This window comes from Saccharothrix xinjiangensis (assembly GCF_039527585.1).
Taxonomy (GTDB): domain Bacteria; phylum Actinomycetota; class Actinomycetes; order Mycobacteriales; family Pseudonocardiaceae; genus Actinosynnema; species Actinosynnema xinjiangensis.
Genome location: NZ_BAAAKE010000009.1, coordinates 138,863 through 152,416 on the forward strand (window position 1 = coordinate 138,863; position 13,554 = coordinate 152,416).

The following is a 13,554-nucleotide window of genomic DNA, read 5'->3' on the forward strand; positions in this document are numbered from 1 at the left end:
TGGTGAGAGGGGTTGGCCGGAGGTCCGGCGGGAGGGTGCCGGCCGGAGGTCCGGCGGGCGGGGACGGCCGGAGGTCCGGTGAGGGCGGTCGCAGGGCGGCTGTGCGTCAGCCGCGGGTCGCGGGCGCGGAGCTGGTGTCGGCCGACCTGGTCCTGGTGCTCGCGGGTCTGGCGGTCCGGCTCGGCGCGGGCCTGCGCTCCAGCACCCGGCGGAAGTCCTCCGGGATCGGCGTGCTGCGCAGCTCCGGCGTGCCGAAGGAGACGTAGCGGTTCCAGCCGGTGGCGACCGGCGTGCCGTCGACGTCCGCCTCGAACCCCATGGTCAGCGTCGTGGTGCCGAGCGTGCGCACCCGCACGGCGATCCGGATCAGGTCGTCGAACCGGGCCGGGCTCAGGTAGCGGACGGACGTCTCCGCCATCACGAAGTCGACGCCGTGCTTCTCCAGCTCCTTGTAGGAACCCAGCAGCGACCGCAGCGTCTCCACCATCGCGGCCTCGAAGAAGACGGCGTAGCGGGAGGCGTGCACGATCCCCTGGCGGTCGCAGTCGACCGGGCGCACCCGCACCCGGTGCACGTGGGCAGCTCGCGGGTCGGCCATGGCGTAGATCCTATGGTGTCGGCGGGGCGTCCGGACCGGACCTGGCGGCGATTGCCCCGAGTGACGCAGCGAGCAGCTCGCAGGCCGCCACCAGCAAGATCACCGAAACGGGCGCCCACCGCCACACCTCGACCAGCGTGCCGGCCGCCGCCGCGCCGAGCGCGAACGCGCCGATCTTGAGGCTCGCCCCGGTGGTCGACACCTGCCCGAGCAGCGGGCCCGGCGTGTACCGCTGCCGGGCGGTGATGGTGGCGGGCAGCGTCGGACCCTGGACCAGGCCGCTGAGCAGGACCACCGCGAGCAGCGCGGTGAAGCTGCCGGCGACCGGCCACAGCAGCAGCGTGAGCCCGTAGAGCGCGACCGTCGCGAAGACCACGCGCTCGGGCCGCCGCCGCGCCAGCCACCGCCGCGCCACCAGGACGCCCACCACGCAGCCCGTTTCGAGCGCCGCCCACGCGATCCCGACCGAGTCCCGGCCCGGACCCAGGTCCTCCAGGTGGAACGGCAGCGCGATGAACACCAGGCCGGTCGCGCCGTAACCCAGCACCGACGCGATCGTCGCGCCGCGCAGCGGGGGAGTGGTCGCCAGGTGCCGCACCCCGCGCCGCACGGCGGTCCACAGCGACGGGTGCGCGTCCGACGGGTGCGGCGGCACGCGCAGCGCCGTCGTGCACAGCCCGCCCACCAGCGACAGCGCGCTGATCGCGGCCACGGCCGCCCCGGGCGACGCGGCCACGCCCAGCACGCCCGACAGCGCCGGCCCGCCGATCGCGGCGGCGTTGAACAGCAGCGCGTCCCGCGACGTCGCCCGGTCCAGGTCCACCCCGCTCGACGCGGCGATCCTGGGCACGAGGCTGGTGAAACCGCCGCTGGTCATCGGCAGCGTGATGCCCGCGACGAAGGCGAGCACGGGCAGCAGCGGCGCCGGGGCGACGAGCATGGCCAGGGTCATCGCCGCGAGCGTGAACTGGTTGCCCACCAGCAGGACCACGGGCCGGCGGGCGCGGTCGAGCCACGCGCCGAGCAGCGGGCCGGACACCACCGACGGCACGGTGTAGGCGGCGACCACCAGCCCGGAGAGCAGTTCGGAGCCCGTGCGCGACGCGACCAGCATCAGCACCGCCACGCTCACCATCTCGTCCGCGAGGCGCGCGAGGCCGGCCGACAAGAGGTACCGGTTCACCCCGGTTCACCCGGTGCGGCGGTGCCTGCGGACGCTCTCCTCGACCAGGTCGAGCACGGGTTCGAGGTCGTCGGCCGGCAGCCCCATGGCCAGGTGCGACACCAGGCCTTCCAGCACCAGCTCCAGGAACGACGTCAGCACGTCCACGTCCACGTCGTCGCGCAGGTTCCCGGCTTCCCGCTGGCGCTCCAGGCGCTGCCGGGTCGCGTCGGTGAGCTGCCGCGACCGCTCGGCCCAGCGCGCCCGGAACTCGGTGTCGGTGCGCAGCCGCCGCGACACCTCCAGCCTCGTGCCCAGCCAGTCGGCGGGGTGCTCGGCGTCGCCGGTGGGCGCGGGCGCGGACAGCAGGTCGCGCATCACCTGGACGAGGCCCTGCTCGGCGACGACCTCCGCCATGCGCAACGCGTCGTCCTCGGCGAGGGCGAGGAAGAGCGATTCCTTGTCGCGGAAGTGGTGGAAGATGGCGCCCCTGGAAAGGCCGGTAGCCTCTTCCAGGCGGCGCACGGTCGCGCCTTCGTAACCGAAGCGCGCGAAACACGCACGCGCGCCGTCCAGGATCTGGCGGCGGCGGGCGTCGAGGTGGTCCTGGCTCACCCTGGGCACCGGTCGATGTTGCCAGGGCTGATCGGCGAAATCCAATCAGTACGTACGGCTTGGGCGGGTCCACTTTGGGGTGTACTTGTCGGATCGGGCTCGAAAGACCTGGTCAGGGCCACTACGGTGACAGGTTGTGACCGCAGGTGAGGACATCCGGCCACTGTCGCGGACCGCGGCGGCCCTGGGGTGGCCGGCGGGCCGACCGTCCACCCGGGACCGGAGCCGCCGCGGACCGGACCTGATCGACCTCCTCGGCCTCGTGGGCCCGGACCCCGGCGCGCCCGCGGGGGTCGGGCTGGTGGTGTTCGAGACGCTGTGCGTGCCGCGGCAGCTGCGCACGCCCGCTTATGCCGCCGCGCTTGGTGAGGAGGGCGGCGGAGAGGGCGGCGGGAGCAGCGGCGAGGAGTGTGGCGAGGGCCCTGGCGGGGGGAGCGGCGGAGAGGGCGGCTGGGGCTGCGGCGGAGAAGGCCGTGGGGAGGGCGGCTCTGCGCTGTCCACCACGAGGTTCTTCGTGCACGAGGCCGCGCTCCACGCCCGGGTCGGGGACGCCGGGGTGCTGGCCGGGCAGTGGCGGTCGGTGGCGGAGCGGGAGGACGCGGTGGTGCGGCTCGTGCCGTTCGCGGCGGGGTGCGCGGGGTCGCTGCGCGCGCCCTTCGCGCTGCCGGTCGGGGCGCGGCGGGCCGACCTGCTCGACCGGATCGCGCTCGACGTGCCGTCCTCGCGGGCGGAGTTCCGCCGCCGTGCGGAGGTCTACGGGGCGGAGGTCCACGGGGCGGAGGTCGACCGGGCTGAAACCCCCCGCGCGCAGGCCTGATCCACCTCGGCGGGTCTCCGCCCGGACCCTCGGCCTCCCTCGGGCCACCGGGTCCCGCCCGGACCGCCGGTCCTCGCCGGTCCCGTCACCCGGCCGGCGGTTGCGCCCCCTCCCGCCCTCCCCTCCGCCCCCTCGCCGGACGTCCCGCGCCCGGCGAAGAACGACCTGCGCCCGGCTGTCCACGAGGTGAACCCCCTGCTCACAGCGTGGACACCGCGATGGTGAGCACGTTTCGGCGTGCTGTGTTCGTCGGTACCCCCGTGTAGCGTCGTCAGGACGAGGATGATCACTGGGAGTGCGCAAAGTGACTGCTGTCCGTTACGCGTCCGCTGAAGGGCCCGTCCCGGCGGTGTTCCGGGACAGGGCGGAAGCCGAGGCCTACGTGGCGTCGGTCTGCTTCAAGCACGGCCCCCCGAGACTGCTCGGAGTCGAACTGGAATGGACCGTCCACCACGTCGAAGACCCCGCCCGCCCCCTGGACGCAGCGACCCTCGCGGCCGCGCTCGGCGACCACGCGCCGCCGACCCTCGTCCCGGACAGCCCCCGGCGAACGCTCCCGTCCGGCACACCGCTGACGGTGGAGCCCGGCGGCCAGGTGGAGATCTCCACCCCGCCGCGCGAATCGCTGAGCGACCTGATCAAGACCGTCGCCGCTGACGTCGACCACCTCCAGGACCTCCTCGCCCCGACCGGGCTGCGCCTGGGCGGCCGGGGCGCGGACCCGTTCCGCCCGCCGAACCGACTCCTCCGGGTGCCCCGCTACGCGGCCATGGAGCAGGCCTTCGCCCCGCTCGGCCCCGAGGGCATCACCATGATGTGCAGCACCGCCGGCCTCCAGGTCTGCCTGGACTTCGGCCTGCTGGAGGACCTGCCGAAGCGGTGGGCCGCGGTGCACGCGCTCGGACCCGTGCTCAACGCCCTGTTCGCCAACTCGCCCGGTGTCGGCGGCAGGCGCACCGACTGGGCCAGCGCCCGGATGCGGTCCCTCTACGCCACCGACCCCGTGCGCACCCGCCCCGCCGCGGTGTGCGCCGACCCGGCCGCCGCGTGGGCCCGGCGCGTGCTCGACGCGCCGGTCATCGTGGTGCGCCGACCGGGACCGGACTGGACCCCGCCGCACCCGCTGACCTTCGCGGACTGGATCGGGGGCGCGCTGGACCGGCGGCCGACGCGGGACGACCTGGACTACCACCTGAGCCTCCAGTTCCCGCCGGTGCGCCCGCGCGGGTACGTGGAGGTCCGCTACCTCGACACGCCGGCGGACGGCGGCTGGGTGCCGCCCGTGGTCCTGCTGGTCGCGCTGTTCAGCGCGCCGGAGGTGGTGGACGCCGCGCTGGCCGCCACCGAGACCGCCGCGGGCCGCTGGCTCGCCGCCGCCCGCTACGGCCTGCACGACCCGGTGCTCGCCCGCGCCGCGCGCGACGTGGTCGAACTGGGGTGCGCCGCGCTCGCGAACACCGACCTGTCGGCGGGCCAGGCCGACGCGGTCGCCGAGGAACTGCACCGAACGCTCGCTGAGAAGACCGGAGGGGGCCGTTCATGACCAGCACGCAGGACAGGAGCGCGAACGGGAACGGCGCGGGCGGGGCGGCCCCGGACCGCGCCGCCGCCGAGCGCCTGCGCGACCACGTCGCCGCCCAGCTCACCAGGGCCCGCGACCGCAGCAGGCTGCTCACCGAGGCCGTCGACGACCACGACCTGGTGCGCCAGCACTCCAAGCTGATGTCGCCGCTGGTGTGGGACCTCGCGCACATCGGCAACCAGGAGGAGCTGTGGCTCGTCCGCGACGTGGGCGGCCGGGAGCCGGTCCGCGCGGACATCGACGAGCTGTACGACGCGTTCAAGCACGCCCGGTCCACCCGCCCGGAGCTGCCGCTGCTCGGCCCGGACGAGGCGCGCCGGTACGTGACCGAGGTCCGCGACAAGGTGTTCGACGTGCTGGAGCGCACCCCGCTGGAGGGCAGCAGGCTCGTCGACGGCGCGTTCGCGTTCGGCATGATCGTGCAGCACGAGCAGCAGCACGACGAGACCATGCTGGCCACGCACCAGCTGCGCGTCGGCGACCCGGTGCTCGACGCGCCGCCACCGCCGCCCGGCGGCCCCGTCGGGCCCGCCGAGGTGCTGGTGCCCGGGGGCCCGTTCACCATGGGCACCTCCACCGAGGCGTGGGCGCTGGACAACGAGCGCCCCGCGCACCTGGCGTCCACCGACCCGTTCTTCATCGACACCACCCCGGTCACCAACGGCGCCTACCTGGAGTTCGTCGCCGACGGCGGCTACGCCGACCAGCGCTGGTGGAGCGAGGAGGGCTGGGCGCACGCGCGCAAGGCGGGCCTGGTCGCGCCGCGCTTCTGGGAGCGCCACGGCGACCGGTGGCACCGCACCGCGTTCGGCGTCACCGCGCCGCTCGACCCGGACCAGCCGGTGGTGCACGTCTGCTACCACGAGGCCGACGCGTACGCGCGGTGGGCGGGCAAGCGGCTGCCCACCGAGGTCGAGTGGGAGAAGGCGGCCCGGTTCGACCCGGCGACCGGCCGGTCCCGCCGCTACCCGTGGGGCGACGAGGAGCCGACCGGGCGGCACGCGAACCTCGGCCAGCGGCACCTCTCGCCCGCACCGGTCGGCGCGTACCCGGCGGGCGCGTCGCCGCTGGGCGTGCACCAGCTGATCGGTGACGTGTGGGAGTGGACCAGCTCGGACTTCCGCGGCTACACCGGGTTCGAGGTGTTCCCGTACGCCGAGTACTCGCAGGTGTTCTTCGGCCCGGACCACAAGGTGCTGCGCGGCGGCTCGTTCGGCACCGACCCGGCGGCGCTGCGCGCCACGTTCCGGAACTGGGACTACCCGATCCGGCGGCAGATCTTCGCGGGCTTCCGCTGCGCCCGGGACGCGAGCCGGGACGAATCGGCCTGACCGTGTGCCGCCACCTGGGTTACCTGGGCCCCGCCGTGCCGCTCGCCGCGCTGCTGCACGACCCGCCGCACTCGCTGGAGCGGCAGTCGCACGCGCCGGGGGACATGCGCGGCGGCGGCACGGTCAACGCGGACGGCTACGGCGTGGGCTGGTACCCCGCGCCGGGCGGCCCGGCGGTGCGCTACCGCCGGGCCGGCGCCCTCTGGGCGGACGAGAACCTGGCGCGGTTGAGCCGGGTCGTGGTGTCCGGCGCGGTGCTGGCCGCGGTCCGCTCGGCGACGGTGGGGATGCCGGTGGTGGACACCGCGTGCGCGCCGTTCACCGACGGGCGGTGGCTGTTCAGCCACAACGGCCGCGTCGCGGGCTGGCCGGGGTCCGTCGTGGACGTGGCGGGAACACTGCCGACCGAAGCTTTGTTGACCATGGACGCGCCGACGGACTCGGCGCTGCTGTGGGCGTTGGTGCGGTCGAGGCTCGCGGCGGGCGCCGCGCCCGCGGCGGCACTGGCCGACGTGGTGTCCGAAGTGGCCGCCGCCGCACCGGGTTCACGGCTGAACCTGCTGCTCACCGACGGGACCGTGCTCGCCGGCACGACGTGGACCCACTCGCTGTGGGTGCGCGCGGGCGGCGGCGCGGTGACGTTGGCCTCCGAACCGCTCGACGACGACCCGGGCTGGCGCGAGCTGCCCGACGGGCACGTGGTCACGGCCGACGTGTCCGGTGTGGACATCAAGGGGATGGGACGACGATGACCGAGCCTGTGCTGGACGTGCACCTGAGCCCGGAGGACGCGGCGCTGGCGCTGCGCGCCGAGGCGAGGGCGGGCCTGACCGCGCGGCCGAAGTGGGTGTCGCCGAAGTGGTTCTACGACGCGGTCGGCAGCGACCTGTTCGAGGAGATCACCCGGCTGCCCGAGTACTACCCGACCCGGGCCGAGCGCGGGATCCTGGTGGCGCGAGCCGCGGAGATCGCCCGGACGACCGGCGCCCGCGCCCTGGTCGAGCTGGGCTCCGGCTCGTCGGAGAAGACCCGGCTGCTGCTCACCGCGCTGCGCGAGCACGGCACGCTGGAGGAGTTCGTGCCGCTGGACGTGTCGCGGTCGGCGCTGGTCGAGGCGGCGCGGGCGATCCTGGCCGACTACCCGGGCCTGCGCGTGCACGGCGTGGTCGGCGACTTCACCGAGCACCTGGGCCTGCTGCCGGGCGCGCCGCCGCGCCTGGTGGCGTTCCTGGGCGGCACGATCGGCAACCTCATCCCGGAGGAACGGGACAAGTTCCTCACCTCCGTGCGGGAGGTGCTGGGCGCGGGTGAGTGGCTGCTGCTCGGCACGGACCTGGTCAAGGACCCGGACGTGCTGGTCCGCGCCTACGACGACGCGCGCGGGGTGACCGCGGACTTCAACCGCAACGTGCTGCGGGTGGTGAACCGGGAGCTGGGCGCGGCCTTCGACCCCGACGACTTCGCGCACGTCGCGCTGTGGAACGCCGACGAGGAGTGGGTCGAGATGCGGCTGCGGGCGCTGCGGGCGGTCCGGTCGCACGTGCCCGCGCTCGGCCTGGACGTGGAGTTCGCCGAGGGCGAGGAGCTGCGCACGGAGGTGTCGGCGAAGTTCCGGCGCGAGGGCGTGGAGCGCGAGCTGGGCGAGGCGGGCTTCGAGCTGCACCGCTGGTGGACCGACGAGGAGGGGCGGTTCGCGCTGAGCCTGGCCCGCGCGATCGGGTAGCCGGGAGCTTTTCCGGGGCGGGGTGGTCCGTTCGGGTTCCCGAACGGACCACCCCGCTCAGCCCGCCGCCACCGGCCGGAACGCCAGGCCGCGCAGCCGGGCCGGGTGGCTGAGCACGTCCGTGCTGTCCACGAACTGGTCCACCGCGCCCACCAGCGGCAGCGCGGCCACCTCCGGGTCGGTGACGGCGGCGACCAGCGCCCTGGTGAACCGGTCCGCGCGCAGCACCCGGAACGGCCGGTCGTGGAACGGGCGGGTGGTCGGGTCGACCGGCTCGGCCAGCCCCAGCCCGTCGCACACCCGCGCCACGTGCTCGTAGGCCGCCGCCAAGTGCTCTTCCCGCTCGCGCCAGTCCCCGGCGGCCAGCACGGCCCGCAGCACCGGCGCCAGCTCCGCGTACCGGGCGAACGCGCTGCCCAGCCACTTCGAGTACGGCGGGTACCGGCGGTCCAGCAGCAGGCGCAGCCGCATCAGGTCGCGCACCAGCCTGGCCGCCACCACGGCCGACCCCAGCTCGTCGCCGACCTCGCCGCACCGGCCGACGAACGCCTCCTCCTGCGAGATCCGCAGCCACTGGCAGGCCAGCACGTGCCGCCACACGTCGTCGGGGTACCAGCGCAGCGCGGCGCGAGCCGGTTCGAGCTGGCCGAGGCCGTCGTGGAACACCGCGCCCGCGGTCGCCTCCAGCAGCCGCTGGGTGGGCGCGGCGAGCCAGTCCGCCGTCGTCACGCCCGCGCGCGGGTCGAAGCCCAGCTGCCGGTCGAACCAGCTGCCCAGGTCGGTGACCTCGACGCGGTGCGCCACCGGGCCGCCGGTGGGCGCCATGACCGCGCTCGTGCCCTCGTCGTCACCGCCCGCGAAGTGCGTGGACCAGCCGAGGAAGGTCTTGGGCAGGTGCTCCGACAGCGCGGACCGGATGTCGTCGGCCCGCGTGTCCTCGGGGTCCAGGAACAGCTGGAGGCGCGGACCCCACTCGTGGTCCGCCGACCGCTCGGTGTCGAAGCCCAGCACCTCCGAGCCGGACCCGACGCGGGCCGCGCTGTGCGGCACCGGGCCGAAGTGCTCGTGGACCAGCGGTTCGACCGCTTCCCGGTAGAACCGCTCGGCGAGCACCAGGCCGGGCAAGAACCGATCGGCGGCCACGAATCCTCCGTTCTGCGGGTACTGCTCGCCCCGATCGAGTGACAATCTCGCGCGATGGCGTCGCGGTTGTCACTGAGGGGCGACGCCGAGTGAACAGAGGGAGCGCTACCCGATGCAACTCCGAAACAGAGCACTGGCTCTGGCCCTGGCCGCGGGCACCGCGGTGTCGGGCCTGGTCGGAACCGGTGCCGCCGCCGCCCAGGAAGCGCAGGGCGCCACCCCGATCGAGTGGTCGGCCTGCCCGGCCGACGTGCTCGCCGAGATCCCCGAGGCCCAGCGGACCAAGGTCAGCTGCGCCAACCACCCCGTGCCGCTGGACCACCGGAAGCCCCGCGGTCCGAAGATCACCCTGGCGCTGATGAAGCGCCCCGCCGACGACCAGGCGAACAAGGTCGGCTCGCTGTTCCTCAACCCCGGCGGCCCCGGTGGCGCCGGCCTCATCTACTCCGCGTACGGCAGCTCGTTCTTCCAGCCCGAGGTCATGAAGCGGTTCGACCTGATCGGGTTCGACCCGCGCGGGGTGGGCCGCAGCGCGCCGCTGCGCTGCTTCGAGACGCTGGAGGAGGCCGAGGAAATCTTCGGCCGGATGTCCGCGATCCCGCTGACGCGGACCCAGATCCGCGACACCATGGTCGCCACCGAGGACTACACCGACGCGTGCGCGCGCACCGCGGGCCCGCTGCTGGGCCACATGTCGACCGAGGCCGTGGTCCGCGACCTCGACCTGCTCCGGCAGGGCGTCGGCGACCGGCAGCTCAACTTCGTCGGCTTCTCCTACGGCACGCTGATCGGCGCGACCTACGCCAACATGTTCCCGTCGAAGTCGCGGGCCCTGGTGCTGGACGGCAACGTCGACCCGGCGCTGCGCACCACCAACGGCGCGGAGTACGACCGGCAGCGCGCGCAGGGCTTCGAGCTGGCCCTGGACGCCTTCCTGAAGCGCTGCGACGCCGACGGCGACAAGTGCGCCTACAGCGACGGCGACCCGCGGGCCAAGTTCGACGAGGTCCGCGACCACCTGCGCAACCAGTCGATCACGCTGCCGTCCGGTGACGAGGTCACCTACGACGGCTACGTGGGCCGGGTGTCGAGCGACCTGTACGCGCCGACCCGCTTCAAGGCGCTGGCGGCCTGGTTGCAGGCCACCTACGCGGCGCTGCACCCGGAGGCCGCGGGCTTCTCGGCGCAGGAGCAGGTCGAGCAGCTGCCGCCGCTGGCCAACCGGCGCGGCCTGGCCGACGTCCGCCCGCTGCCCGCGGCGGAGACCCCGTACGAGTTCGACGACTCGTACTACGGCGTGAACTGCTCGGACAAGCCGTTCCTGCGCCTGCCGCAGCTGTACCCGCTGGTGGCGGCCGCGTGGGAGCGCGAGTCGCCGACGTTCGGCCGGTCGCAGGCCACCTCCGACCTGCTGACCTGCGCCACGTGGCCGGTGCCGCGGCCCGACCGCTACGCCGGCCCGTGGGGCAAGCGCACCCCGAACCCGGTCGTCGTGGTGGGCAACTACTACGACCCGGCCACGCAGTACAAGTTCTCCGAGCGCATGGCCCGCCAGCTGGGCAACGCGCGGCTGCTCAGCGTGGACGCGTTCGGGCACTGCGTCCTCGGTGACAGCGCGGGCGTGGACACCCTGGTGACCGACTACCTGGTCAACCTCAAGGCCCCGGCCAACGGCCAGGTCTTCCAGCCCAACGCCCAGCCCTTCTAGCGTCACCCGGTGCGGCCGTCGCGACCGCGGCGGCCGCACCGGACCCGACCCCCGGCGCGGGTACTGTCGGCCGCGCCGGTCCCGACCCGCGGGCAACCCCGCGCGGCGCCCCGCGTCTGGACCGGTGGAGAACCGATCGCGCCACCCGGGGGTCTCGTTCCATGTCCAAGCGCGTGCTCGTGCTGCTCGCGGTACTCGCCGTGGCGGTCCTCGTGGCGGTGCTCGTGGTCGTGTTCCGCGGCCGGGACGAGCACCCCGGCGCCGTGGTGGACGGCCACGCCCGGTTCCAGGTGCTGACGCCCACCCTGATCCGCGCCGAGTACGCCGAGGACGGCCGGTTCGAGGACCGGCCCACGTACAACGCGGTCAACCGCGGCCTGACCACCACCGCGTTCACCACCGAGGAGGTCGACGGCTCCCTGGTGATCCGCACGGACCGGGTGGCGCTGCGCTACCGGCGGGGCTCGGGCCGGTTCGGGCCCGACAACCTCCAGGTCGAGCTGACCGCCGGGGACGAGGCGGTCACCGCCCGCCCGGTGTGGTCGCTGCCCGGCGTGTGCCACCTCGGCCAGGTGTGCGAGGCCGAGACCATGCTCGCCCAGGAGGGCGCGCAGGGCGTGCGCGACACCGACGACCACACCGGACCCGGCTACGTCGCGGACCTGACCGCGCCCGGCTCCGGGGTCGGGTGGAGCCAGCGGGGCGTCGCGGCGGCGGGCGAGCACCGGGTCCACCTCCGCTACCGCGCGGACAGCGCCCAGGAACTCGTCGTGACGGCCGGTGACCAGGAGCGGGCGGTGGCGCTGGAGCCGACCGGCGGCGAGTGGGCCGAGGCGAGCGCCGCGCTGACCGTGCCCGCCGGCCGGACGCCGCTGTCCCTCCGCTGCCCCGACGGAGGCTGCGACGCGGCGATCGACCACGTGGCCGTCACCCCGCCCGGCGACGCCTACCCCGAGCACACCGGGGCCGAGCACGCGGCCGCGAACCTCGGCGGCTGGCGGCGCAGCCTCGACTACGTCGACAAGCCCCGCTCGCTGCCGGTGATGATGTACGAGGGGCTGCTCAGCCGCGACGGCTGGTACCTGCTCGACGACAGCGAGACCGCCATCGCGAACCCCGACGGCACGACCACGCCCCGGGCGGAGCGCGACGGCTACCAGGACGGCTACTTCTTCGGTTACGGCCACGACTACCGCCAGGGGCTGCGCGACCTCAAGGAGCTGACCGGCCCGCCGGTGATGCTGCCGCGCCAGGCGTTCGGCAACTGGTACTCGCGGTACGCCGCCCACGACCAGGACTACTACCGCGACGAGCTGCTGCCCGCCTTCGAGGAGGCGGGCGTCCCGCTGGACGTGCTGGTCGTGGACACCGACTTCAAGAGCCCCAACAAGTGGAACGGCTGGAACTGGGACGAGTCGCTGTTCCCCGACCCGGAGGGCTTCTTCCGCTGGGCCGAGGAGCAGGGCCTGCGGGTGGCGCTCAACATCCACCCCAGCATCGACGCGAACGACCCCAAGTACGAGGAGGCCGTGCGCACCGCGGGCAAGGAGCTGGAACCCGGCGAGTGCGGCATGGGCGGCGACATGGACTGCCGCGTGTTCGACCTGAGCGACCCGCGCCAGCGCCAGGCGTACTTCGACCTGCACCGGGAGTTCGAGGAGCTGGAGCCGGACCTGCTGTGGTGGCTCGACTCGTGCTGCGACGGCAGCGGGTTCCGGCCCGAGGGCATCTCGCCGGACAGCGCCTTCAACGCCGAGTACGCGCGCCGCGCCGAGCAGAAGGGGCAGCGCGGCTTCTCCTGGAACCGCAGCGGCGGCGGCTACAACGGCTACGGCGGCAACCAGGTCCACCCGGCCGGGCCGTGGGCCGAGCACCGCTACACCGTCGACACGTCGATGGACACCTCCTCCACCTGGGAGCTGCTCGCGTTCGCCTCGGAGTACACGGCCGGCCGGGGCAACATCGGGATGCCGTACCAGTCGCACGACATCGGCGGCCACAACTACGCGGGCAACGAGGAGAACCGGCTCCCCGACGACCTCTACGCCCGCTGGGTGCAGTTCGGCGCCTTCCAGCCGCTGCTGCGGCTGCACTCCAACCACGGCTACCGGCTGCCCTGGGACTACCCGGGCGTCGAGGAGGCCGCGGTGAAGTTCCTCAAGCTGCGCAAGGCCCTGCTGCCCCACACCTACACGGTGGCGCGGCAGGCGTACGACACGGGCCTGCCGATGAACCGGCCGATGTACCTCGACCACCCGGGGCACCCGGAGGCGTACGAGCACCCCTCGCAGTTCATGTACGGGGACGACGTGCTGGTCGCGCCGGTGACCTCGCCGGGCGTCGAGGACGTGCCCACGGAGCTGTGGGTGCCGCCGGGCACGTGGACGAACCACTTCACCGGCGAGACGGTCACCGGGCCGACCGTCACGACGGTGACCTCGGACATCGACACCATGCCGGTGTTCCTGCGGGCCGGGGGCATCCTGCCGACCAGCGCCGACGACACCTCCAACGCCCGTGAGCAGGTCGGCGACCTGGTCCTCGACGTGGCCGCCGGCGCGTCCGGCTCGTACTCGCTGTACGAGGACGCGGGCGAGGGGCTGGGGTACCGGGGCGGCGAGTTCGCCCGCACCACCGTCCGCTACTCCGAGGACGACGGCTCGGTGACCGTCGAGCCGCGCGCCGGGTCGTTCGCGGGCGCGGTCGCCGAGCGGACCTGGACGGTGCGGCTGCGCGGCGTGCCCGAGCCCTCGCGGTTGGCGGTGAACGGAGCGGACGCGCCGGAGTGGGAGTACGACGCCGACACCCGCACGGTGACCGTCACGGCCACCTCGCCCGCCGACCGGGAGCTGACCTTCACCACGCGGTGAGGCCG

At 74.3% G+C, this 13,554-nt stretch carries 11 protein-coding genes; 7 read left to right on the top strand and 4 right to left on the bottom strand.

Annotation, left to right across the window (positions count from 1 at the left end; genetic code table 11):
- Nucleotides 1-106: 106 nt before the first annotated feature.
- Genes ABD223_RS20580 through ABD223_RS20590 form a run of 3 tightly spaced genes read right to left on the bottom strand, consistent with a single transcriptional unit; the run spans nt 107 to nt 2,384 of the window.
- Nucleotides 107-598 carry an acyl-CoA thioesterase gene (locus tag ABD223_RS20580; protein WP_344037945.1) on the bottom strand — a complete coding sequence of 164 codons (492 nt, stop codon included), beginning with the start codon at nt 596-598 and terminating at the stop codon, nt 107-109.
- 10 nt (nt 599-608) lie between these two features.
- Nucleotides 609-1,781, bottom strand: a complete 1,173-nt coding sequence (locus ABD223_RS20585) for an MFS transporter (protein ID WP_344037946.1) — start codon at nt 1,779-1,781, stop codon at nt 609-611.
- 6 nt (nt 1,782-1,787) lie between these two features.
- Nucleotides 1,788-2,384: a TetR/AcrR family transcriptional regulator gene (locus ABD223_RS20590; protein ID WP_344037947.1), complete on the bottom strand. Its 597-nt coding sequence runs from the start codon at nt 2,382-2,384 to the stop codon at nt 1,788-1,790.
- 127 nt (nt 2,385-2,511) lie between these two features.
- Here ABD223_RS20590 and ABD223_RS20595 point away from each other — a divergent pair, with 127 nt between their 5' ends.
- The 5 genes from ABD223_RS20595 to egtD all read left to right on the top strand — a co-directional run bounded on the left by ABD223_RS20595 (nt 2,512) and on the right by egtD (nt 7,828).
- Complete coding sequence (locus ABD223_RS20595) at nt 2,512-3,192, top strand: Scr1 family TA system antitoxin-like transcriptional regulator (RefSeq protein WP_344037948.1); 681 nt, start codon at nt 2,512-2,514, stop codon at nt 3,190-3,192.
- Between the two features lie 295 nt (nt 3,193-3,487).
- Nucleotides 3,488-4,735 carry a glutamate-cysteine ligase family protein gene (locus ABD223_RS20600; protein WP_380645772.1) on the top strand — a complete coding sequence of 416 codons (1,248 nt, stop codon included), beginning with the start codon at nt 3,488-3,490 and terminating at the stop codon, nt 4,733-4,735.
- Nucleotides 4,732-6,105 carry an ergothioneine biosynthesis protein EgtB gene (gene egtB, locus ABD223_RS20605; RefSeq protein ID WP_344037950.1) on the top strand — a complete coding sequence of 458 codons (1,374 nt, stop codon included), beginning with the start codon at nt 4,732-4,734 and terminating at the stop codon, nt 6,103-6,105. Before ABD223_RS20600 ends, egtB begins: the two co-directional genes overlap by 4 nt.
- Nucleotides 6,106-6,107: 2 nt before the next feature.
- Entirely contained in the window at nt 6,108-6,857 is a 750-nt protein-coding gene (gene egtC / locus ABD223_RS20610) for an ergothioneine biosynthesis protein EgtC (protein WP_344037952.1), read from the top strand.
- On the top strand, nt 6,854-7,828 hold the full coding sequence (egtD, locus tag ABD223_RS20615; RefSeq protein ID WP_344037953.1) for an L-histidine N(alpha)-methyltransferase: 975 nt from the start codon (nt 6,854-6,856) through the stop codon (nt 7,826-7,828). The genes egtC and egtD overlap by 4 nt, the downstream gene beginning before the upstream one ends.
- Before the next feature lie 57 nt (nt 7,829-7,885).
- Here the strand turns inward: egtD and ABD223_RS20620 are convergent, their stop codons facing one another.
- On the bottom strand, nt 7,886-8,971 hold the full coding sequence (locus tag ABD223_RS20620; RefSeq protein ID WP_344037954.1) for a DUF4037 domain-containing protein: 1,086 nt from the start codon (nt 8,969-8,971) through the stop codon (nt 7,886-7,888).
- 112 nt (nt 8,972-9,083) lie between these two features.
- Between ABD223_RS20620 and ABD223_RS20625 the strand changes: the two genes are divergently transcribed.
- Both ABD223_RS20625 and ABD223_RS20630 read left to right on the top strand, forming a co-directional pair.
- The gene (locus ABD223_RS20625; protein ID WP_344037956.1) at nt 9,084-10,679 is read left to right on the top strand and encodes an alpha/beta hydrolase; all 1,596 of its coding nucleotides are present in this window, start codon (nt 9,084-9,086) and stop codon (nt 10,677-10,679) included.
- Between the two features lie 161 nt (nt 10,680-10,840).
- Nucleotides 10,841-13,549, top strand: coding sequence for a TIM-barrel domain-containing protein (locus ABD223_RS20630; RefSeq protein WP_344037957.1), 2,709 nt, complete (start codon nt 10,841-10,843; stop codon nt 13,547-13,549).
- The last annotated feature ends 5 nt before the right edge of the window (nt 13,550-13,554 follow it).

Coding starts and splice junctions, on each gene's coding strand:
- egtB (WP_344037950.1), top strand. CDS start 4,732: ATGACCAGCACGCAGGACAGGAGCGCGAACGGGAACGGCGCGGGCGGG.
- ABD223_RS20625 (WP_344037956.1), top strand. CDS start 9,084: ATGCAACTCCGAAACAGAGCACTGGCTCTGGCCCTGGCCGCGGGCACC.
- ABD223_RS20580 (WP_344037945.1), bottom strand. CDS start 598: ATGGCCGACCCGCGAGCTGCCCACGTGCACCGGGTGCGGGTGCGCCCG.
- egtD (WP_344037953.1), top strand. CDS start 6,854: ATGACCGAGCCTGTGCTGGACGTGCACCTGAGCCCGGAGGACGCGGCG.
- ABD223_RS20630 (WP_344037957.1), top strand. CDS start 10,841: ATGTCCAAGCGCGTGCTCGTGCTGCTCGCGGTACTCGCCGTGGCGGTC.